This window comes from Mesorhizobium prunaredense, from assembly GCF_900156895.1.
GTDB classification, from domain to species: Bacteria; Pseudomonadota; Alphaproteobacteria; order Rhizobiales; family Rhizobiaceae; genus Mesorhizobium; species Mesorhizobium prunaredense.
The window spans coordinates 387,494-407,130 of sequence record NZ_FTPD01000067.1 but is presented as its reverse complement, the minus strand read 5'-3'; the positions used below and the strand labels follow the sequence as shown (position 1 = coordinate 407,130).

Here is a 19,637-nt window from a genome sequence, read left to right as displayed (position 1 = left end):
GATCAGCGGAAGTGATCCCTGGTCGCAGGTTCAGGCGTGCGCGTTTCGGCCAGTGCTCAGTCCACCGGGACCTTGGCTTCGATCGCCCTGCCCCAGTCGAGCAGCGGCTTGGCGCGCAAGGCGAAATCGACAAGCTCGTCGACCAGCGCCGGTGCGTGGATTCCCGCCGGGTCGACTTCGTGCCGGACGGCGAAATGCCGGTTGCGGATGGCCGCCGCGAGATCGGCCGCCGTGACATGCTCGAAGCCGCGTGGCGCTCGCTTCATGCAGCCTTCCGCGTCGAGTTCGAGGCGGTTTTGCTTCAGCGCCTCGATCAGCGCCCGGAATTCACCCGGCCGCGTCGCGATGGCGTTGCGCATCGCCAGCAGCAGCGCCGGTCCGGGCTGCCACCAGGCAACGCCGGCAAAGCAGCGCTCAAGCCCGATATGGACGAAGAACACGCCCTGTTCCATCTTGGTGCCGTCAGGCGAGAGGATTGCCGACAGATGCCGGTTGTAGGGCCGCTTGTCCCTGGCGAAACGCACGTCGCGATTGATCCGGAACAGCGACTTCTTGCGATCGCCGCGCAAACCCAGCCCTGCCGCCGCGAAGCGCTCGGAGAGCGTTTCGACCAGATCGCCGAAGGGGTCGCGCAGCTCGCCTTCGAAAAGGTCGCGGTTTTCCAGAAACCACTCCCGGCTCTGGTGAAAATCGAGCGCCTTGAGGAAGGGAATGGCCTTTTGGCCGAAACCGTTAAATGCCACCGTCACGCCTTGCCGATCCGCGCCAACCACGCATCCTCATCGATCACTTCGATGCCGAGCTCGGTGGCGAGCTTGAGCTTGGAGCCCGCACCTGGTCCGGCCACGACGAGATCGGTCTTCGCGGAAACCGAGCCCGCGACCTTCGCGCCGAGACGTTCGGCCATCGCCTTGGCCTCGGGGCGCGTCATCTTCTCGAGCGTACCTGTAAACACGATCGTCTTGCCGGCGACTACGCTGTCGGCCGAGACGTTGACAATGTACGGCTTCGGGTGGACCTGTGCGAGCAGCGCTTCAAGCACGTCGTCGTTGCGTTCATTGCCGAAGAAATCGCGAAGCGCGCCTATCACCGTGTCGCCGATGCCGTTGATCGATGGGAAAACGGTGTGCGGATCGGCTGCCGCTGCTGTCTCCTTGCCGATGCGGATCACCTCTTCGATGGTCGAGAAGGTTCGGGCAAGCACGGCTGCCGTCGTTTCGCCGATATGGCGGATGCCCAGCGCGAAGATGAAGCGGTCCAATTCGGGTTCGCGGCGAGCGTCGATGGCAGCGAAGAGCTTGTCGAGGCCTTCGTAATTGCGCTCCTCGACACCGCGTACATTCTTCCGCGTCTTGCCCGATGCGGCCTCGCGCTGCTTGGCCTGCTCCTCGCGCCGCTCGGCCAGCGCCTTGGTGACGGCGGGACGGCGATCCCTGAGAGTGAAGATATCGGCGGCTGTCTTGATCAATCCCCCATTGAAGAACAGGTCTATGTTTTCAGCGCCCAAGCCTTCGATATCCATGGCGCCGCGTGACACAAAGTGGCGCAATCCTTCCACGGCCTGCGCGGGGCAGATCAGTTCGCCGGTGCAGCGTCGGCGGGAATCTTCCTTGCCAGTCTTCTCGTTGATCTCGCGCGTCGCCGGTGAGCCGCAGATCGGACAGGTGTGCGGGAATTCGTAAGGCACGGCATCGGGCGGACGCTTGTCGATGACGACGCTGACGATCTGCGGAATGACGTCGCCTGCCCGCTGGATGACCACAGTGTCGCCGATACGCACGTCGTAGCCGTCGCGGATCGGCTGGCCGTTACTGTCCAGACCCTTGATGTAGTCTTCGTTGTGGAGCGTGACATTTTCGACCACGACGCCGCCAACCGTGACGGGCGCAAGCCGCGCAACGGGCGCCAGTGTGCCGGTACGGCCGACCTGAATGTCGATCCTAAGCACGGTTGTCATCGCCTGTTCGGCCGGAAATTTGTGGGCGATGGCCCAGCGTGGCTCGCCGGTGACGAAACCCCATCTGCGCTGCAATTCCAACTGGTCTACCTTATAGACGACGCCGTCGATGTCGTACCCAAGCGACGAGCGCCGGGCCTCGATCAGGTGGTAGTGCGCGACCAGTTCCTCGACCGATCTCGCTCGCACCATCAGCGGACTGATCTTGAACCCCCACTCAGCGAATTTTTGCACTGAACCGTATTGAGTCGGAGCGGGATCCTCGGACGTGTAGCCCCAAGCGTAGGCAAAGAACTTGAGGTTGCGGCTTGCCGTAACCGAAGGATCCTTCTGACGCAGGGATCCGGCCGCCGTATTGCGCGGATTGACGTAATCCTGGCCGCCAACCGCCGCCGACCGTTCCTTCAGCGCCTCGAATTCCGCATAGGTCATGTAGACCTCGCCGCGTATCTCGATGATGTCAGGCCAGCCTGAGCCTTTCAGGTGCTTGGGGATGTCGGCGATTGTCCTGAGATTGGCGGTGATGTCCTCACCGACATTGCCGTCACCGCGCGTTGCGCCTTGCACGAACACACCGCCTTCATAACGCAGGGACGCCGACAGCCCGTCGATCTTCGGCTCAGCCGTGAATGCGATGTCCAGATCCTTGTCGCGGTCAAAGAATCGCCGGCCGCGCTCGATGAAGTCGGTGACGTCCTGGTCGGTATAGGCCTTGGCGAGACTGAGCATCGGCACCGCATGGCGCACCTTGGCAAAGCCTTCCGCCGGTGGCGCGCCCACTCGGAGCGACGGCGAATCCTCTAGCACCAAAGCGGGGAAGCGCTGTTCGATGGCGAGGTTGCGCCGCGTCAGCGCGTCATATTCCGCGTCCGTGATTATCGGTGCATCCTCGGTGTGGTAGCGCCGGTCGTGCTCGGCGATCTCCGCCGCCAGCCGCTTCAACTCGCTTGCGGCCTCGCTTTCGCTGAGCGAATCGACTGGTATTTCGGCCATGCACCGCTCCCTGGCGCATGACCCCGAAGATCGGAACGATCTTCGGAAAGGATCATGCGCAAAAATCAAATTGCTACAGCGTCCTTTGCGCGTCCGAAAGGACGCGCGGCGCTGTAGCGGTGGCGCGACACAATAGAACAGGATTCTCTCATAAGGGAGAGACCAGGCACGGGAAAATCATTGCTGAACAGCAGGATGGAGCCACATCCTGACTCGATCCACAACGCCGAGCATGAGCTCCGCTAATGCATGTCGCGCAAAAGTGCGCAGCGGTTTTGCGATAACGACATGCATAAAAACAAGAACCTAAAGCGCGTCACATGAATCCGTTCAAATGCGACGCGCTTTAGGCCGCGGTGTTTTCGCGAAGCAGCCGCTCGGCGGCCGCACGCGCCTCGTCGGTGATGGTCGCTCCGGCGAGCATCCGCGCGATCTCTTCCTGGCGCGCCGCCCGATCCATCTCGGCAATGCCGGTGGCGACACGATCGGCGCCGCCGGATTTGGAGATCAGGAAATGCGTCGCCGCGCGTGCCGCCACTTGCGGCGCGTGCGTGACCGAAAGCACCTGCACGCGCTTCGACAGCCGCGCCAGCCTTTGGCCGATGGCGTCCGCCACCGCGCCGCCAACGCCGGTGTCGATTTCATCGAACACCAGGGTCGGCGCCGAGCCGCGGTCGGCCAGCGCCACCTTCAGCGCCAGCAGGAACCGCGAAAGTTCGCCACCGGAGGCGACTTTCATCATCGGGCCCGGTCTTGTGCCGGGATTGGTACGCACCCAGAACTCGACCTGGTCGATGCCATCTTCCGTGCGGCTCTCGGCCTCGCTTGCCATCTCGACGATGAAGGCTGCCCGTTCGAGCTTCAGCGCCGGCAGTTCGGCCATCACCGCCTTGGTCAATCCGACCGCCGCCGCATGGCGATGCGACGAAAGCTGGGCTGCGGAAATGTCATAGGTTTCGCGCGCGGCGGCGGCTTGCTTCTGCAGCCCGTGCAGGCGCTCCTCGCCGGCGTCGAGATCGGCGAGATCGGCGGCCATCGTATCGCGCAATTGCGCCAGATCGTCGACCGCCACACTGTGCTTGCGTGAGGCGGCGCGCAGCGAAAACAGCCGCTCCTCGGCCTGTTCCAGCCGCCGCGGATCGTATTCGGTGGCGCGAAGTGCCGCTTCCACGCCCGATTGCGCTGCGTCGAGCGAAAGCATCGCCTCATCGAGCGATCTGACAACATCGTCGAGCAGGCCGGGCGCCTCGGTCACCTTGCGCTGCAGCCGCCGCAACAGGCTGGCGAGTTGCGGCAGGGGTGAAGACGGGCCCGAGAGCACATCTTGCGCATCGTGGATTTCCGAGGCGATCTTTTCCGCCCGCATCATCGAGGCGCGCAGCTCGGCAAGCTCGGCTTCCTCGCCGGGCTGGGGGTCGAGCTTCGTCAATTCGGCGACCGCGGCGCGCAGATAGTCGGCCTCACGGGCCGCCGCTTCCACCTTGGCGCGATGCCGCGAAAGCTCCTGCTCGCAGGCCCGCCAGTACCGCCATGCCTCGCCGGTCGCCCGCACAGCGCCGAGATGACCGCCAAAACTGTCGAGCAATTCGCGATGGGCGCCGGGATCGACCAGGGCTCGCTCGTCATGCTGGCCGTGGATCTCGACCAGCGCGTGACCGACATCGCGCATCAGTGTCACGCTGGAAGGCTGGTCGTTGACGAAGACGCGGGTACGGCCGTCCGCCGTCTGCACGCGGCGCAGAATGATGTCGCCATCGTCCTCGATGGCGTTGTCGGCAAGCAGCATGCGGGCAGGATGGTTGCGCGGCACGTCGAACACGGCGATGATCTGGCCCTGTGCCGCGCCATGCCGCACCAGCGAGGCGTCGCCGCGGGCGCCAAGCGCCAGCGACAGCGCGTCGAGCAGGATGGATTTTCCAGCACCGGTTTCGCCGGTCAACACTGAAAGACCGGACGAGAAGTCGATGTCCAGCTTCTCGATCAGAACGATATCGCGGATCGACAGTCTGGAAAGCATGGTGACGCGCCGCTCAGGCGCCGGTGATCAGCTTCCCGGCCTTGGCGATCCACGAGCCCGCATTCTCGCGCGGCTCCAGCCCACCAGTCTGCAGGAGCTTGTAGGAATCCTTGTACCACACGCTGTCGGGATAGTTGGTGCCAAGCACGGCAGCGGCAGTCTGCGCTTCCGATGTCAGCCCCATCGCGTAATAGGTTTCGGTAAGGCGCGCGAGCGCTTCCTCGACATGGCGCGTGTTGGAATAGGTCTCCACCACGACGCGGAACCGCTTGACGGCGGCGATGTATTCTCGGCGCTCGAGATAGTAGCGGCCGATCTGCATCTCCTTGCCGGCGAGCTGGTCGTTGGCGAAGCGGATCTTTTCCTGGGCGTCGTCGACATATTCGGAATCGGGCCAGCGCGTCACCAGATCCTGCATCGTCTGCACGGTCTGACGCGCTTCCTTCTGGTCCTGGGTGACATCCCTGATCTGCCGGTAGTAGCTGAGCCCGATGATGTACTGGGCATAGGCAGCGTCGTCGGTCGACGGATAGAGCGTGAGATAGCGCTTGGCCGAACCGATCGCCTCGGTATAGTTGCCCTGGCGATAGTCGGCAAAGGCGCCCATCACCATCGATTTGCGGGCGTATTCGGAATAAGGATGCTGGCGGTCGACCGCACTGAATTTGCGGCTCGCCTCCTGCAGGCGCCCGGCATTCAGATTGGCGAGGCCCTGATTGTAGAGAACGTCTGCCGGCTCGGTCTGCTCGACATAGGTCGACAGGTCGACATCCTTTTCGGACGACATGCAGGCCGACAGGAACAGCGATGGAACAACCACCGAAAGCGCCAGGAAAACAGCCCGATGCGGCGCTTTCGATTGACCAATTCGCTTGAAGAACATGATTGGATTCCGCCCTTTCGGCGTCATTTCAGTCGACATTTCGCCCTGGGGCAGCAGGCATAACCATAATCGCCGTGCCCGGCAACGCTATCTCCGGCCATTCGCACATTTTTGTGGCAGCCTGGCGCAGCCCGCACACTTGCGTGATTTCGCCGGCCGATGGTGCATTCATGCAACACAGGCCGGCGGCCATAATACCCGAAAACGTTAAGAATCAGATCATCCAGGGCGCGTAGACAGGTGCATAGACGGCGCTCTTTTCGACGGTGCGACCGCGCTCGCGGCGTGTCGTCTCGACGATCTCGAAGGCCGAGCGGTCCGACAAAAGGCGCCGCAGCGCTGCCGCATTCAACCTGTGGCCGCCGCGATAGGAACGGAAGCAGCCAATGAACCGGGCGCCGGCCAGCGCCAGATCGCCCATGGCGTCCATCGTCTTGTGGCGCACGAACTCGTTGGGATAGCGCAAACCTCCGATGTTGATCACGCGGTTGTCGTCGCCGATCACCAGGGAGTTTTCCAGCGAGGAGCCGAGCGCATAGCCGGCTGCCCACAGCCGCTCGACGTCCTTCATGAAACCAAAGGTACGGGCCCGCGCGATATCGCGGCGAAAAATGTCGGCGTTCATGTCGGATGCAAACAGCTGACGGCCGATCGCCGGGCTTTCGAAATCGATCTCGATTTCGAATCGCGTGCCGTCATAGGGCCTGAACTCCGCCCAGGAGGCACCGTTCTCGATGCGAACCGGCTTGACCACCCTGATGTAGCGGCGCTTGATCGGCAGCGTATCGATGCCCGCCTGGTCGATGGCCTCGACGAACGCCATGGCGCTGCCGTCAAGGATCGGAACCTCACGGCCGTCGATCTCGATGACGACATTGTCGATGCCGAGCCCGAAAACCGTGGCCATCAGATGTTCGACTGTGGCGATGTGCTCGCCTGCCGGATCGCCGAGCATGGTGCACAGATCGGTAGCGCCGACCTCGGAAACGAGCGCACGGAACTCCCGGACTTCGCTTCCATTCGAAAGCTGGAACACGACACCCGTATCAGCGTCTGCCGGCAGGAAATGAACGGTAACAGAATTGCCGCTGTGAACACCGGTGCCCGTCAGCGTCGCACGCGATCTAAGTGTCGTCTGATAGTCGTGCAAAACAAACCCCATAGCCCATACCGCCTACGTCCGCTTCATAAGCCCAAGGGCGCGGCTCTTTGATCGGCAGGCAGGGCCACTTCCCCGAATCCCAGCAAACCGAAATTGATCGCGGCGAAGATAGTGGTCCGGCAGGAAGTCTCCAAATCACGGTTTCTTACTCTCTGTAACCGCGATCCGAAGCGGATACGGTCTCATAACTCCTTGTTTTACAGGCACTTTTAGCGTTAACAGGCAAACAATTTCTTGTCTGTCTGTTAACAACTGTTACGGTCCGTTAACAGGTCAGTTGGCCTGGCGGCGCAGGAATGCCGGAATCTCCAGCTGATCGTCTTCCTGGACAGCCCTGCTCTGCGGCGTCAGCCGGCCCTGGTCGTCCAATTGGCCGCGGCGTGGCGCGTAAAGCTGCGGATCCTGGCTGGCAAGGCGGCGCACTTCGGGTGCCGCCTGGCGCAATTTCGGCTCGCGCGGCTGCGCCGGCTGCAGCCGTGCGGGCTCTTCTTCGCGACGGGTAAGGCCGTTGGTCAGGCGCTTGAGCAGTCCCATCGGTCCGCTGTTCTCGTGGTCGGCCGGACGGCTTTTGGCTTCCACCTCGGCTTTCACCACCGGCGGAAAGTCCTCGACGCGCGGCATGCGCTGGGGCGCTGCCGGCTGAAGCACTTCACGCTGCGGAGCGGGCTGCATCGTTTGCTGAACCATTGGCTGCAGCATCGGCTGCGGCTGGGCCGGCGGCGCCTGGAAGATCTTGCTCTGCGGGCGGAAATCTTCCGCCTGGGAAGCCGGCGCGGGACGCGCCATCGCCGCCGCATTCGCCTCGGCGAGCTGGATTGCCTCGGCGACAGGATCGGCGGCGCGCGGCTCGTAGCCTCCCTGCTGGACAGGCGCCGGACGGCTTTCCGTGACCGGAGCGGCCGGGCGGCTGACAGGCTTTGGCGGAGCCGTGCGGATGGCGATCGGCGCGGCAGCAATTTCTGCTGCCGATTTGTCGATGCCGGTAGCGACCACCGAGACGCGGATGACGCCTTCGAGATCCTCGTCGAACGTCGCACCCAGGATGATGTTGGCTTCCTGGTCGACCTCCTCGCGAATTCGGGTCGCCGCCTCGTCGACTTCGAACAGGGTCAGGTCGCGACCGCCGGTGATCGAGATCAACAGCCCCTTGGCGCCCTTCATCGAGGTCTCGTCGAGCAGCGGATTAGCGATCGCGGCTTCGGCGGCGGCCATGGCGCGACCCTCGCCGGAAGCTTCGCCCGTCCCCATCATCGCCTTGCCCATCTCGCGCATGACCGAGCGGACGTCGGCGAAGTCGAGGTTGATCAGCCCTTCCTTGACCATCAGGTCGGTGATGCAGGCGACGCCGGAATAGAGCACCTGGTCGGCCATGGCGAAAGCGTCGGCAAAGGTGGTCTTGTCATTGGCCAGCCGGAACAGGTTCTGGTTGGGGATGACGATGAGGGTATCGACGCATTTCTGCAATTCCTCGATGCCCAGATCCGCCGTCTTCATGCGGCGCTGGCCTTCGAAATGGAACGGCTTGGTGACGACGCCGACGGTGAGAATCCCCTTCTCGCGCGCGGCACGTGCAACGACAGGCGCGGCCCCCGTGCCGGTGCCGCCGCCCATGCCGGCAGTGACGAAGCACATGTGGGTGTTGGAGAGATGATCGACGATCTCGTCGATGCATTCCTCCGCCGCGGCGCGTCCGACTTCCGGCTGCGACCCCGCACCCAGGCCCTCGGTGACATGCGCGCCGAGCTGGATCAGACGATCCGCCTTGGACATGGTCAGCGCCTGCGCATCGGTATTGGCCACCACGAATTCGACGCCGCGCAAGCCGGCGGTGATCATGTTGTTGACGGCATTGCCGCCGCCGCCGCCGACACCGAACACGGTGATACGCGGCTTCAGCTCGGTGATATCCGGCTTTTGCAGATTGATGGTCATTGTCTCCGTCCTTTGCCTTTCCCGCCGCTTCGCCGCTGCGGCCGCCTATGGGGCTGTCCCCGTCAATTTAAAAACTGTCTCTCAACCACTGACTCATTCGATGCAGTTTTCCGCCTGTTCCGGTCATCCTGAGACCAGAAATGCCTTTCGCCGGATGGCTCTCGAAATTCGCCATCTGCGGGTAGATCAGAAGCCCGACCGGCGTCGAGAAAGCCGGCCCCTTGGCCGCCTCCGGCAAGCCCGCCACACCGAGCGGACGGCCGATGCGCACATTGCGTCCGAGAATGCGGCGCGCTGCCTCGGGCAGGCCGGAAAGCTGGCTGGCGCCGCCGGTCAGCACGACGCGCTTGCCGACGGCGTTGCCGTAGCCGGACCTGTTCAGCCGGTCGCGCAACAGTTCGAGCGTCTCGTCGATGCGCGCCCGGATGATACGCGTCATCACCGAACGCGGAATCTGAAGCGGCACCTCACCATCCTCGCCGATCGGCTGTATCGAGACCAGGTCGCGGTCGTCGGCACTGCCGGGCAGCGCCGAGCCATGCATCACTTTCAGCCTCTCGGCGGCGTCGAGCGAGGTTGACAGGCCCTTGGCCATGTCCAGCGTGACGTGGTTGCCGCCGATGGCGATGGCGTCGCCATGAACGAACTTGCCTTCCGAAAACATCGAGATCGTCGTGGTGCCGCCGCCCATGTCGATGCAGGTTGCGCCCATCTCGAGTTCGTCGTCGACCAGCGCGGCAAGCCCGCTGGCATAGGGCGTCGCCACCATGCGCTCGACCGACAGGTGCGAACGGTTGATGCAAAGCTCCAGATTGCGCAACGGTGCCGCGTCACCCGTCAGCACGTGCATGTCGACACCGAGCTGGTCGCCGACCATGCCGCGCGGATCACGCACGCCGCGCTCGGCGTCCAGCGAAAAGCCGACGGGAAGCGAATGGATCACTTCGCGTTCGGCCCGCAGCGCCTGCTTGGCGCCGGCGGCAAGCACACGCTTGATGTCGGCCTCGTCGGCCTCATGGCCGCCAAGGTTGATGGTTGCCGAGAAGCTTTCGCTCTTCAGCCGGCCGGCCGTCATGTTGACGATCAGCGAATCGACGGTCAGCCCGGCCATGCGCTCGGCGGCATCGACGGCAAGGCGGATGGCGTGCTCGGCCCTGTCGAGATCGATGACGACACCCGATTTCACGCCTTGCGATTTCTGGTGGCCGATGCCGATCACCTGGATGCGATGCGAGCGCCCGCGCAGCAGCATGCCGTCCTCGCGCGGCTTGAGCTTGGCCACCACGCAGCAGACCTTGCTCGAACCGACATCCAGCACCGTCATGATGCCGGACCGGCGCGACGAGGCATCGCTGTTGCCGCCAAGCCAGCTCATATCTTCGTCTCCGGCTTGCGCTTCGGCATTTTCGGCTTTTCATTGAGCGCGGCCTGACGCTGCGTCGCCGCCTCCGGCGTCAACTGGACGACGAGGCGATCGGAAAGGCGCATGTCGACGGCGGCGATATCGCGCGTCAGCAACCCGTTCTCTCGGTCCATCCTGACCAGATCGGCGATCGCCTGGTCCTCGCCATCCTCGGGAAGCTTGACCGTGATGCCGTTTTCCAGCTTCAGGTCCCAACGCCGTTCGCCGATGCGGATATAGCCTTTGACCCGTGCGGCAAGCTCTGGATATTTCTTGATCCTGGCTAGGAAATCCGGCGCCTTGGCCGGGGCGCCGGTGCCGACGATCAGCGGCAGCAGCGACTGCTTGCCGCCGGAGAATGGCGCGATCGCGGCGCCGGAGCGCTCGATGACCGAAAGCTCGCTGCCCTGCTGCCAGAGCGCGAAGGGCTCACGCTCCTCGATGCGCACCTCCAGCATGTGCGGATAGACCTTGCGCACCGCGGCAACCTCGACCCAGGGCAGCGTGGCGATGCGTTCCCGCGCGGCTTCGGCATCGAAGCCGATCAGCGACGTCCAGCCATCGAGCTGCATCCTGTCGAGAATGTCGATCTCGGAGGTTGCGCGGTTGCCGACGACCTTGATCTGGTCGACGGCGAAGCCGGTGCGGGCGGTGATGCCCTGGACGATACCGTCGACATGCCCGCCGAGATAGGCGCCATAAGCACTGCCCGATACGAGCAGCGCCGCCGACAGCACGGCTGCGGAAAACGGCGGCACCTCGAAGTCGTCCTCGCCAAGACGCGCCAGCAGGCGCGCCGGCCGGCGAAGCAGGCGCGGCAGCACGAAATGGTCGAACGACAACGACACACCGAACAGCGTCGGCCCGGCCGCGCCCTTCCCCTTGCCCTGTCCCCACCTCAACGCAGACACGAAGCGTCCTCCACCATCCAACTCAACAAATCGCCGAACGAGTGTCCCGCCTGCGCGGCGATCTCAGGCACCAAGGATGTCGGCGTCATGCCCGGCTGAGTGTTGACCTCGAGCCAGACAATTTCGCCGTTCTCGGAGTGTCGATCATCATAACGGAAGTCCGACCGGGAAACGCCCCGGCAGCCGATAGCTTGGTGAGCCCTGAGCGTCAGTGTCTGTATTTTTTGGTAAATATTCGGTGAAATTTTTGCAGGGCATTCGTGTTTTGATCCGCCCGCGACGTATTTTGAATCATAGTCGTAGAAGGAATGGCCGGTCGGGATGATCTCGCAGACGCCGAGCGCCACATCGCCCATCACCGCGCAGGTCAACTCCCGCCCGTGCACATAGCGCTCCACCATGACGGTATCGCCATACTTCCAGTCGGACGAGCCGATGACCTGCGGCGGATGCGACTGCCCTTCGTGCACGATGACGACGCCGAAGCTCGACCCCTCATTGACCGGCTTGACGACGTAGGGCGGCTTCATCGGGTGCTTGTCCTGGATGGCGAAGCGATTGACCACCTTCGATTCGGCAACCGGAATGCCCATGGACTTGGCGATCTTCTTGGCTTGTTCCTTGTTCATGGCAAGCGCCGAGCCGAGCACGCCGGAATGGGTGTAGGGGATGGCAAGATATTCGAGGATGCCCTGGATGGTGCCGTCCTCGCCGAATGGACCGTGCAGCGCATTGAAGACAACATCAGGCTTGAGCTCAGCCAGCACCGATCCAACATCGCGCGAGACGTCGACGCGAGTGACCTGGTAGCCTTCCGTCTCGAGCGCATCGGCACAGGCTTTCCCCGAAGACAAGGACACGGGCCGCTCGGACGAGAATCCACCCAGAAGGACGGCCACGTGCTTGCTTTTCATTTCCCGTCATTCCCTCTCACGGCGGGCCCTTTCACGGCGGGTCTGCATCTCACACGCCCCGGAATGGGCCATACACTCAAACGCTCGGAGCAGCCCCTGCTCTGATGATTTCTGCACCATCGAGTCCCCAAGTCTCCCGGCGGGCTGCCCCTGACGGAAAAACGCTGGTGACGCGTCGAAACGACTCAAATCAGGAAACGCTTGAGGGCAGAGAATCAGAGAGTTGAATCGCTGGCAAGTCCTTACGATTCCGCGAGATTCACTTTCCGCAAAAACGGCCTCGAAAACTGCGTTGTTGAGTCCTTATAGCAACTGTCCGAGGAATTCCTGGACCTCGTGCCCCGGCCGGAATTTGCCGATACGCTTGATTTCCCAATGCAGCCGGATGCCCGACCTTTCGAGCACGCGCGTGCGCACCGTCTCGCCAAGATATTCAAGGTCGTAGCCGGTGGCGGTTCCCGTGTTGATCATGAAATTGCAATGCATCGGCGACATCTGCGCGCCGCCGATCATCAGCCCCCGACAGCCCGCTCTGTCGATCTCCTTCCAGGCCGAGGTGCCCTCCGGATTCTTGAAGGTCGAGCCGCCGGTCTTTTCGCGGATCGGCTGCACGGTCTCGCGATGGTGCTGGACGGCGTCCATTGCCGCCTTGATCGCGGCCTTGTCTGCCAAGACGCCTTCGAACACCGCCGATGTGAAGATCAGCCCGGCAGGTGCTGCCGAATGGCGATAGGCGTAGCCCATATCGGCGTTGCTCAGCGTATGCACATTGCCCTTGCGGTCGAGCGCCCGCACCTCGACGACGCGCTCGCGCGTCTCGACGCCATTGGCGCCGGCATTCATCCCCAGCGCACCGCCGATGGCGCCGGGAATGCCGTGGTAAAACTCAAAGCCGCCTATATCAGCCTGATAGGCGACAGCGGCAAGGCGTTTGTCGGGCGTGGCCGCGCCCGCCTTGATTGTGGTCGGCGCAATCACTTCGGCTTCGCCAAAGCCCTTGGCCGAAAGCCGGATGACGAAGCCCGCAATACCGCCGTCACGGACAAGCAGGTTCGAGCCGATACCGACGGTGGTCAGCGGTATGTCTTCGGGCACTGCTCTCAGGAACGCAGCGAGATCGTCTTCGTCGGCCGGCTGGAACAGTGCGTCGGCCAGCCCGCCGGCGCGGAACCAGGTGATCTTGTCCATCTCGGCATTCGGCGTGATGCGACCGCGCAGGCCGGCAAGCCGGCCGCCAAGCTTGTCGATCAACGCCTGGCCGCGCGTCATGAGGCCGTCCCGCCGAGTTCCCTCGGCAGCGCGTAGGCCCATTGGGTGATGTTGCCGGCGCCGAGGAAGACGATGAAATCGCCTGGTTTGGCCAGGTCGCGGATAACAGGCGCAATCGCCGCGGGGCCTTCGATGTAGCGCGCGTCGCGATGGCCGCCGGAGCGGATTCGCGACACCAAAGCCTCGGACGTCACTCCGTCGATCGGCTCTTCGCCTGCCGCATAGACCGGCGCCACCATCACCGTGTCGGCATCGTTGAAGCAGACCGAGAACTCGTCGAACAGATCATGCAGCCGGGTGAAGCGGTGCGGCTGGGCAATGGCGATGACGCGGCCCTGGGTGGCGTCGCGCGCCGCCTTCAGAACCGCTGTGATCTCGACCGGATGGTGGCCGTAGTCGTCGAACACATCGATGCCGTTCCACGAACCGGTACGTGTAAAGCGCCGCTTGACGCCGGCGAAGGACGACAGGCCCTTCCTGATCGCCTCGGCCGAAAGGCCGAGTTCATGCGCGACGGCGATCGCCGCGGTCGCATTGGCGACGTTGTGACGGCCGGGCATCGGCAGGCGCAGGCCTGATATCGTCGACTGGCCGCCGGTCTTGCGGTCGCGGATCACCACGTCGAATTCCGAGGTCGGGCCATCCATCCGGTGATTGATGAAACGCACGTCCGCCTGTGCGTTCTCGCCATAGGTGATGACGCGCCGGTCCTCGATGCGGCTGACCAGCGCCTGCACCTCCGGGTGGTCGGTGCACATGACGCCGAAGCCGTAGAACGGCACGTTTTCGACGAATTGGCGAAAGGCCTCGCGCACCTTGTCGAAGGAGCCGTAATGGTCGAGATGTTCGGGATCGATGTTGGTGACGACGGCAATCTCGGCCGGCAGCTTCAGGAACGTGCCGTCGCTCTCATCGGCTTCCACCACCATCCATTCGCCATCGCCCATGCGGGCGTTGGTGCCGTAGGCATTGATGATGCCGCCATTGATCACGGTCGGATCGAGCCCGCCGGCTTCGAGCAGCGTCGCCACCATCGAGGTCGTCGTCGTCTTGCCATGCGTGCCGCCGATGGCCACCGCCTGCCGGAAGCGCATCAGTTCCGCCAGCATCTCGGCGCGACGGACGATGGGAAGCAGTTTCTCGCGTGCGGCCTTCAGCTCCGGATTGGATTTCTTGATCGCCGTCGAGACGACCACCACTTCGGCATCGCCGATATTGTCGGCATGATGACCGACAAAGCACTCGATGCCCTTGTCGCGCAGCCGCTGCACATTGGCGCTGTCGGCCTGGTCGGACCCTTGCACCTGGTAGCCGAGATTATGCAGCACCTCGGCGATGCCGCTCATGCCGATACCGCCGATGCCGATGAAATGCACGAGGCCGATCGTCTGCGGCATCTTCATACGTGCGTCTCCTTCCTGAATTCCGATACGCTTTTCTTCGACGCAATAGCCTCTGTCAGATCGGCGAGCAACCGTGCCGCGTCCGGTTTTCCGGCCGATTTCGCCGCCGCTGCCATTGTCGTCAGCCGCTCTGGATCGTCCATCAGGGCTCCGACGAGCGCGGCGATGCGCTCGGACGAAAGCGTCGATTGCGGATGCACTTCGGCGCCACCTGCCGCGGCCAATGCGGCGGCATTGGCCGCTTGGTCGTGGTCGAGTGCATGCGGATAGGGCACCAGCAGCGCCGGCCGGCCGATCACCGCGATTTCCGATACGGTCGATGCGCCGGACCGCGACATCACCAGGTGCGCCGCAGCCATGCGCGCCGCCATGTCGGTGAAGAAGGGCGACACCTCAGCCTCGACGCCAAGGGCGGCATAGGCCGCCTTCACCCGCTCGACGTCGTCGGCACGCGCCTGCTGGGTGATATCAAGCCGCTTGCGTTGCGCATCGGAAAGCAGTCGAACCGCCGCCGGCACCGCATCGGAAAAGAACTGTGCGCCCTGGCTGCCGCCGAACACCAGAAAGCGGAACGGCTGGTTCCCGGTCGACGCCGCATAGGGCGTCTTTGCCGCCTCCAGCACTTGCGGCCTGACCGGATTGCCGGTCGTCACCGTCCTGGCGCCTGCGGCGCTTGAATCTTCCGGCAAAAACCCGCCGGCGATGGCATCGACACGGCCGGCGAGCGCCCGGTTGGCGCGCCCCATCACCGCGTTCTGCTCGTGGATCAGCGTCGGCACCTTGCGCCGCGTCGCCGCATAGAGCGGCGGCAGCGTCGGATAGCCGCCGAAACCGACCACGACGGCTGGCTTGACCCGGCCGATCACCGCCGATGCCTGCCGCACGCCGCCCCAGATCTTCCAGAAGTCGGCGAGCACGGCGAAAGGGTTTTTCGAGCCGATGGTCGCCGACTGGATCGGATGGATGCAAGCGGCCGGGAACTGGCCGGCAAAACGCTCGGCACGATCATCGGTGGCGAGATGCACCGTCCAGCCGCGCCTGATCAGCTCGTGCGCCAGCGCCTCGGCCGGGAAGAGATGCCCGCCCGTGCCGCCGGCCGCCAGAAGGATCGCGCCTCTCGACATTTCACTCCGCCGGCATGGCGCGCTGCGACGGCGCGAAGCCCAACTGCTTGCGCTTTTCCGGCCGCCTGCGCGTCAGCGCCAGCACCATGCCCATCGAGATTGCGATGGCGATCTGCGAAGAGCCGCCATAGGAGATGAACGGCAAGGTCATGCCCTTGGCCGGCATCAATTGCAGATTGACGGCCATGTTGATGACCGACTGCAGACCGAAGACCGTGACCAGGCCGCCGACCGCATAGCGTGTGAAATCGTCCTGCTCCTTGAGCGCGGTGCCGAGGCCGCGCAGCACGATGAAGGCGAAGATGGTCATGATGAAGAAGCACATGATCAGTCCGAACTCCTCGCCGGCCACCGAGTAGACGAAATCGGCATGGCTGTCGGGTATCACCCGCTTGACGGTGCCCTCGCCCGGCCCGACGCCGAACCAGCCGCCATTGATCAGCGCATCGCGGCCCATGTCGACCTGGAACGTGTCGCCCTCGCCGGTCATGAAGCGGTCGATGCGGCCGGCGACATGCGGGAACACGGTATAGGCGGCAAACACGCCGCCGACGCCGGCTGCGCCCAGCGCGATGATCCACAGCCATGGCAGTCCGGCCATGAAGAACATCACCCCCCAGGTGCCGAGCACCAGCATGGTCTGGCCGAAATCGGGCTGCGCCACCAGCAGCGAGATGACAAGGGCCAGCAGCAGCATGGCGAACAGGTTGCCTGGAATGTCGGGCTGGCGCTTGTGTTCGGCAAACAGCCAGGCGCAGATGACGACGAAGGCAGGCTTCAGGAATTCCGACGGTTGCAGCGACACGCCGGCGAGCGACACCCAGCGACGCGCGCCCTTCACCTCGACGCCGATGTAGAGCACCGCCACCATCAGCACCAGCGTGATGCACAGCATCGCCAGGGCCATGCGCCTGATCTGCCGCGATTCCAGGAAGGAGACGGCCAGCATCACGCCAAGTGCGGGAATGGTGAAGATGATCTGCCTTGTGGCGAAGTGGAAACTGTCCAGGCCGATGCGCTGGGCCACCGCCGGGCTTGCCGCGAAGGACAGCACGATGCCGAGCCCCATCAGTGACAGGAACGCAGCCAGGAACCATCGATCGATCGTCCACCACCAGGTGGCAACCGGACTTTTGTCGAGACGGCTTTGCATTATCGTGCCCCTCCGATGAGCTTCACGCCATCAACAGTGCTCGCAGCTTGCCTAAAGGCTTCGCCGCGCACTTCGAAATTCTTGAACTGGTCGAAACTGGCGCAGGCCGGCGAAAGCAGCACCACCACCTCGCCGTTGCCATCGTCCCTGGCCGCATCGCTTGCGGCATGCTCGACTGCTGCGGCCAGCGTGCCGGAGATCTCGTAGGGCACCGCCTCGCCGAGCGTCGCCGAAAAGGCTGGTGCGGCCTCGCCGATCAGATAGGCCTTGGCGATGCGCGGAAAGAGGCCGCGCAACGGCTCGATGCCACCCTCTTTCGGCAACCCGCCGGCGATCCAGTAAATGCGCGCAAAGCTGGACAATGCGGGCGCTGCCGCATCGGCATTGGTCGCCTTGGAATCGTTGATGAACAGCACATGGCCCTTGCGGCCGACCTGCTCCATGCGGTGCGCCAGCCCCGGAAAGCTCTCCAGCCCCGACTGGATCTCACCCAGCTCGAGCCCGACCTTGAGGCAGGCGGCGAGAGCGGCCAGCGCATTCTGCGCATTGTGCTGGCCGCGCAGCGAGCCGATGCCCTCGAGAAAGGCAATGCGGCTGTAACGGCCGTGCACCGCCTCCATCAAATTGGTGCCGTCGGCGAAATAGCCGTCGGTGAGCGGCAGGCGCTTCGAAATGCGGATGACGTGCCGGCCCGCCCGCTCCAGCCGATCGGCGAGCTGGGCGCACCAGGAATCGTCGACACCGACGATGGCCGTTTCGCTGCCGGCCGCCAGCCGCTCCTTGATCGCGGCGTAGTGCTGCATCGTGCCATGCCGGTCGAGATGATCGGGCGTCAAGTTGAGCAGGACGCCGGCGGTCGGATTGATCGAGGGCGCCAGGTCTATCTGGTAGGACGAGCATTCCACGACATAGTGCCGGCCCGGTTCCGGCGGATCGAGCGTCATCACCGCGCGGCCGATATTGCCGCCCATCTGCGTGTCGCGTCCGGCCGATTTCAGGATATGCGCCGTCAGCGCCGTGGTCGTCGATTTGCCGTTGGTGCCGGTTATGGCGATGAACGGCGCTGCCGGCGCCAGCAAGGTCCGCTGCCGGCAGAACAGCTCGATGTCGCCAATGATCTCGACGCCTGAAGCGCGCGCCAGTTCCACTGTCCAGTGCGGCTTCGGATGCGTCAGCGGCACGCCGGGCGACAGCACGAAGGCCGAGAACTTCGCCCAGTCGGCGCCACGCAGGTCGCCGGTCGCGATGCCGACGGCCGCGGCATTGGCGACACTGCCGGGATTGTCGTCCCAGGCGAGCACCTCCGCCCCGCCCTCGATCAACGCGCGCGCAGTGGCGATCCCCGAGCCGCCGAGCCCGAAGAGCGAAACGCGCTTGCCTGCGAAGGATGCGGCGGGGATCAAGCGGCCTCCTATCGGAGCTTGAGGGTCGACAGGCCGACCAGCGCCAGGATGACGGCGATGATCCAGAAGCGGATCACCACCTGGCTTTCGGTCCAGCCGAGCTTTTCGAAATGATGGTGGATCGGCGCCATCAGGAACACCCGCTTGCCGGTCATCTTGAAGTAGCCGACCTGGATGATGACCGACAGGATCTCGACGACGAACAGGCCGCCGACGATGACCAGCACGATCTCGTGCTTGGTGGCAACCGCAACCGTGCCGATCAGGCCGCCAAGCGCCAGCGAGCCGGTATCGCCCATGAAGATCGCCGCCGGCGGTGCGTTGAACCACAGGAAGCCGAGGCCGGCGCCGATCACTGCGCCGAGGACTACCGCCAGTTCACCGGTGCCGGGCACGAAATGGATCTGCAGATACTCGGCGAACACCGCATTGCCGGACAGGTAGGCGATGACGCCGAAGGACGCCGCCGCGATCATGATCGGCACGATCGCCAGCCCGTCGAGGCCATCGGTCAGGTTCACCGCGTTGCCGGCGCCGACGATGACGAAGCACGAGAACGGGATGAAGAACCAGCCGAGATTGATGAGGAACTCCTTGGCGAAGGGGAAGGTCAGCGACGACGAGAACGGCGCCTGGCCATTGTGCATGATCACCCAGGCGGCGATGCCGGCGATGACGAATTCAAGCCCCAGCCGCGCCTTGCCGGAAAAGCCGAGATGCGATTGCTTCGTCACCTTGAGATAATCGTCGTAGAACCCGATCGAGCCGAAACCCAGGGTCACCAGCAGCACCACCCAGACATAGATGCTGGACAGGTTCGCCCACAACAGCGACGAGCCGATGATGCCGCACAGGATCATCAGCCCGCCCATGGTCGGCGTGCCGGCTTTCTTGAAATGCGTCTGCGGCCCGTCGGCGCGGATCGGCTGGCCCTTGCCCTGCCGCAGCCTCAGCGAATTGATGATAGCCGGGCCGAAGATGAAGACGATCAGCGCCGCGGTGATCAGCGCGCCGCCGGTGCGGAAGGTTATGTAGCGGAAGACGTTGAAGACCGAGATCTTGTCCGCGAATTCGACGAGCAGTGTGAACATGCGATTCGGTCCCCCGACCTGGC

At 63.9% G+C, this 19,637-nt stretch carries 15 protein-coding genes; all 15 read right to left on the bottom strand.

Features of this window, described 5'->3' with window-relative positions; all coding sequences use genetic code 11:
* Positions 1 to 56: 56 nt before the first annotated feature.
* Complete coding sequence (locus BQ8794_RS31185) at positions 57 to 749, bottom strand: DUF2461 domain-containing protein (RefSeq protein ID WP_077383207.1); 693 nt, start codon at positions 747 to 749, stop codon at positions 57 to 59.
* The gene (ligA, locus tag BQ8794_RS31180; protein ID WP_077383204.1) at positions 746 to 2,950 is read right to left on the bottom strand and encodes an NAD-dependent DNA ligase LigA; all 2,205 of its coding nucleotides are present in this window, start codon (positions 2,948 to 2,950) and stop codon (positions 746 to 748) included. Before ligA ends, BQ8794_RS31185 begins: the two co-directional genes overlap by 4 nt.
* A 346-nt stretch (positions 2,951 to 3,296) precedes the next feature.
* Entirely contained in the window at positions 3,297 to 4,967 is a 1,671-nt protein-coding gene (recN, locus tag BQ8794_RS31175) for a DNA repair protein RecN (RefSeq protein WP_077383201.1), read from the bottom strand.
* 13 nt (positions 4,968 to 4,980) lie between these two features.
* The gene (locus BQ8794_RS31170) at positions 4,981 to 5,850 is read right to left on the bottom strand and encodes an outer membrane protein assembly factor BamD (RefSeq protein WP_077383532.1); all 870 of its coding nucleotides are present in this window, start codon (positions 5,848 to 5,850) and stop codon (positions 4,981 to 4,983) included.
* A 214-nt stretch (positions 5,851 to 6,064) separates the two neighbouring features.
* A complete protein-coding gene (gene lpxC, locus BQ8794_RS31165; protein ID WP_077383199.1) occupies positions 6,065 to 7,012 on the bottom strand; it encodes a UDP-3-O-acyl-N-acetylglucosamine deacetylase in 948 nt (315 codons plus the stop codon).
* Positions 7,013 to 7,285: 273 nt separating this feature from the next.
* On the bottom strand, positions 7,286 to 8,944 hold the full coding sequence (ftsZ, locus tag BQ8794_RS31160; RefSeq protein ID WP_023798745.1) for a cell division protein FtsZ: 1,659 nt from the start codon (positions 8,942 to 8,944) through the stop codon (positions 7,286 to 7,288).
* Positions 8,945 to 9,011: 67 nt separating this feature from the next.
* Positions 9,012 to 10,319, bottom strand: coding sequence for a cell division protein FtsA (ftsA, locus tag BQ8794_RS31155; protein WP_077383196.1), 1,308 nt, complete (start codon positions 10,317 to 10,319; stop codon positions 9,012 to 9,014).
* A complete protein-coding gene (locus tag BQ8794_RS31150) occupies positions 10,316 to 11,257 on the bottom strand; it encodes a cell division protein FtsQ/DivIB (protein ID WP_077383193.1) in 942 nt (313 codons plus the stop codon). Before BQ8794_RS31150 ends, ftsA begins: the two co-directional genes overlap by 4 nt.
* Positions 11,245 to 12,171 (bottom strand): D-alanine--D-alanine ligase, encoded by a 927-nt coding sequence (locus tag BQ8794_RS31145; RefSeq protein WP_077383190.1) that lies wholly within the window; start codon positions 12,169 to 12,171, stop codon positions 11,245 to 11,247. Before BQ8794_RS31145 ends, BQ8794_RS31150 begins: the two co-directional genes overlap by 13 nt.
* A gap of 303 nt (positions 12,172 to 12,474) precedes the next feature.
* On the bottom strand, positions 12,475 to 13,440 hold the full coding sequence (gene murB, locus BQ8794_RS31140) for a UDP-N-acetylmuramate dehydrogenase (RefSeq protein ID WP_077383531.1): 966 nt from the start codon (positions 13,438 to 13,440) through the stop codon (positions 12,475 to 12,477).
* Positions 13,437 to 14,843 carry a UDP-N-acetylmuramate--L-alanine ligase gene (gene murC / locus BQ8794_RS31135; RefSeq protein ID WP_077383188.1) on the bottom strand — a complete coding sequence of 469 codons (1,407 nt, stop codon included), beginning with the start codon at positions 14,841 to 14,843 and terminating at the stop codon, positions 13,437 to 13,439. The genes murB and murC overlap by 4 nt, the downstream gene beginning before the upstream one ends.
* Complete coding sequence (murG, locus tag BQ8794_RS31130) at positions 14,840 to 15,967, bottom strand: undecaprenyldiphospho-muramoylpentapeptide beta-N-acetylglucosaminyltransferase (RefSeq protein ID WP_077383185.1); 1,128 nt, start codon at positions 15,965 to 15,967, stop codon at positions 14,840 to 14,842. Before murG ends, murC begins: the two co-directional genes overlap by 4 nt.
* Before the next feature lies 1 nt (position 15,968).
* Entirely contained in the window at positions 15,969 to 17,120 is a 1,152-nt protein-coding gene (gene ftsW, locus BQ8794_RS31125; protein WP_077383182.1) for a putative lipid II flippase FtsW, read from the bottom strand.
* On the bottom strand, positions 17,120 to 18,523 hold the full coding sequence (murD, locus tag BQ8794_RS31120; protein ID WP_077383179.1) for a UDP-N-acetylmuramoyl-L-alanine--D-glutamate ligase: 1,404 nt from the start codon (positions 18,521 to 18,523) through the stop codon (positions 17,120 to 17,122). The genes ftsW and murD overlap by 1 nt, the downstream gene beginning before the upstream one ends.
* 8 nt (positions 18,524 to 18,531) lie before the next feature.
* On the bottom strand, positions 18,532 to 19,614 hold the full coding sequence (gene mraY, locus BQ8794_RS31115) for a phospho-N-acetylmuramoyl-pentapeptide-transferase (RefSeq protein ID WP_023798736.1): 1,083 nt from the start codon (positions 19,612 to 19,614) through the stop codon (positions 18,532 to 18,534).
* Positions 19,615 to 19,637: the final 23 nt, after the last annotated feature.

Bases quoted from the DNA above. Each gene is read 5' to 3' on its own strand.
- ligA (WP_077383204.1), bottom strand. From the start codon at position 2,950: ATGGCCGAAATACCAGTCGATTCGCTCAGCGAAAGCGAGGCCGCAAGC.
- recN (WP_077383201.1), bottom strand. From the start codon at position 4,967: ATGCTTTCCAGACTGTCGATCCGCGATATCGTTCTGATCGAGAAGCTG.
- BQ8794_RS31170 (WP_077383532.1), bottom strand. From the start codon at position 5,850: ATGTTCTTCAAGCGAATTGGTCAATCGAAAGCGCCGCATCGGGCTGTT.
- lpxC (WP_077383199.1), bottom strand. From the start codon at position 7,012: ATGGGGTTTGTTTTGCACGACTATCAGACGACACTTAGATCGCGTGCG.
- ftsZ (WP_023798745.1), bottom strand. From the start codon at position 8,944: ATGACCATCAATCTGCAAAAGCCGGATATCACCGAGCTGAAGCCGCGT.
- ftsA (WP_077383196.1), bottom strand. From the start codon at position 10,319: ATGAGCTGGCTTGGCGGCAACAGCGATGCCTCGTCGCGCCGGTCCGGC.
- BQ8794_RS31145 (WP_077383190.1), bottom strand. From the start codon at position 12,171: ATGAAAAGCAAGCACGTGGCCGTCCTTCTGGGTGGATTCTCGTCCGAG.
- murB (WP_077383531.1), bottom strand. From the start codon at position 13,440: ATGACGCGCGGCCAGGCGTTGATCGACAAGCTTGGCGGCCGGCTTGCC.
- murC (WP_077383188.1), bottom strand. From the start codon at position 14,843: ATGAAGATGCCGCAGACGATCGGCCTCGTGCATTTCATCGGCATCGGC.
- murG (WP_077383185.1), bottom strand. From the start codon at position 15,967: ATGTCGAGAGGCGCGATCCTTCTGGCGGCCGGCGGCACGGGCGGGCAT.
- ftsW (WP_077383182.1), bottom strand. From the start codon at position 17,120: ATGCAAAGCCGTCTCGACAAAAGTCCGGTTGCCACCTGGTGGTGGACG.
- mraY (WP_023798736.1), bottom strand. From the start codon at position 19,614: ATGTTCACACTGCTCGTCGAATTCGCGGACAAGATCTCGGTCTTCAAC.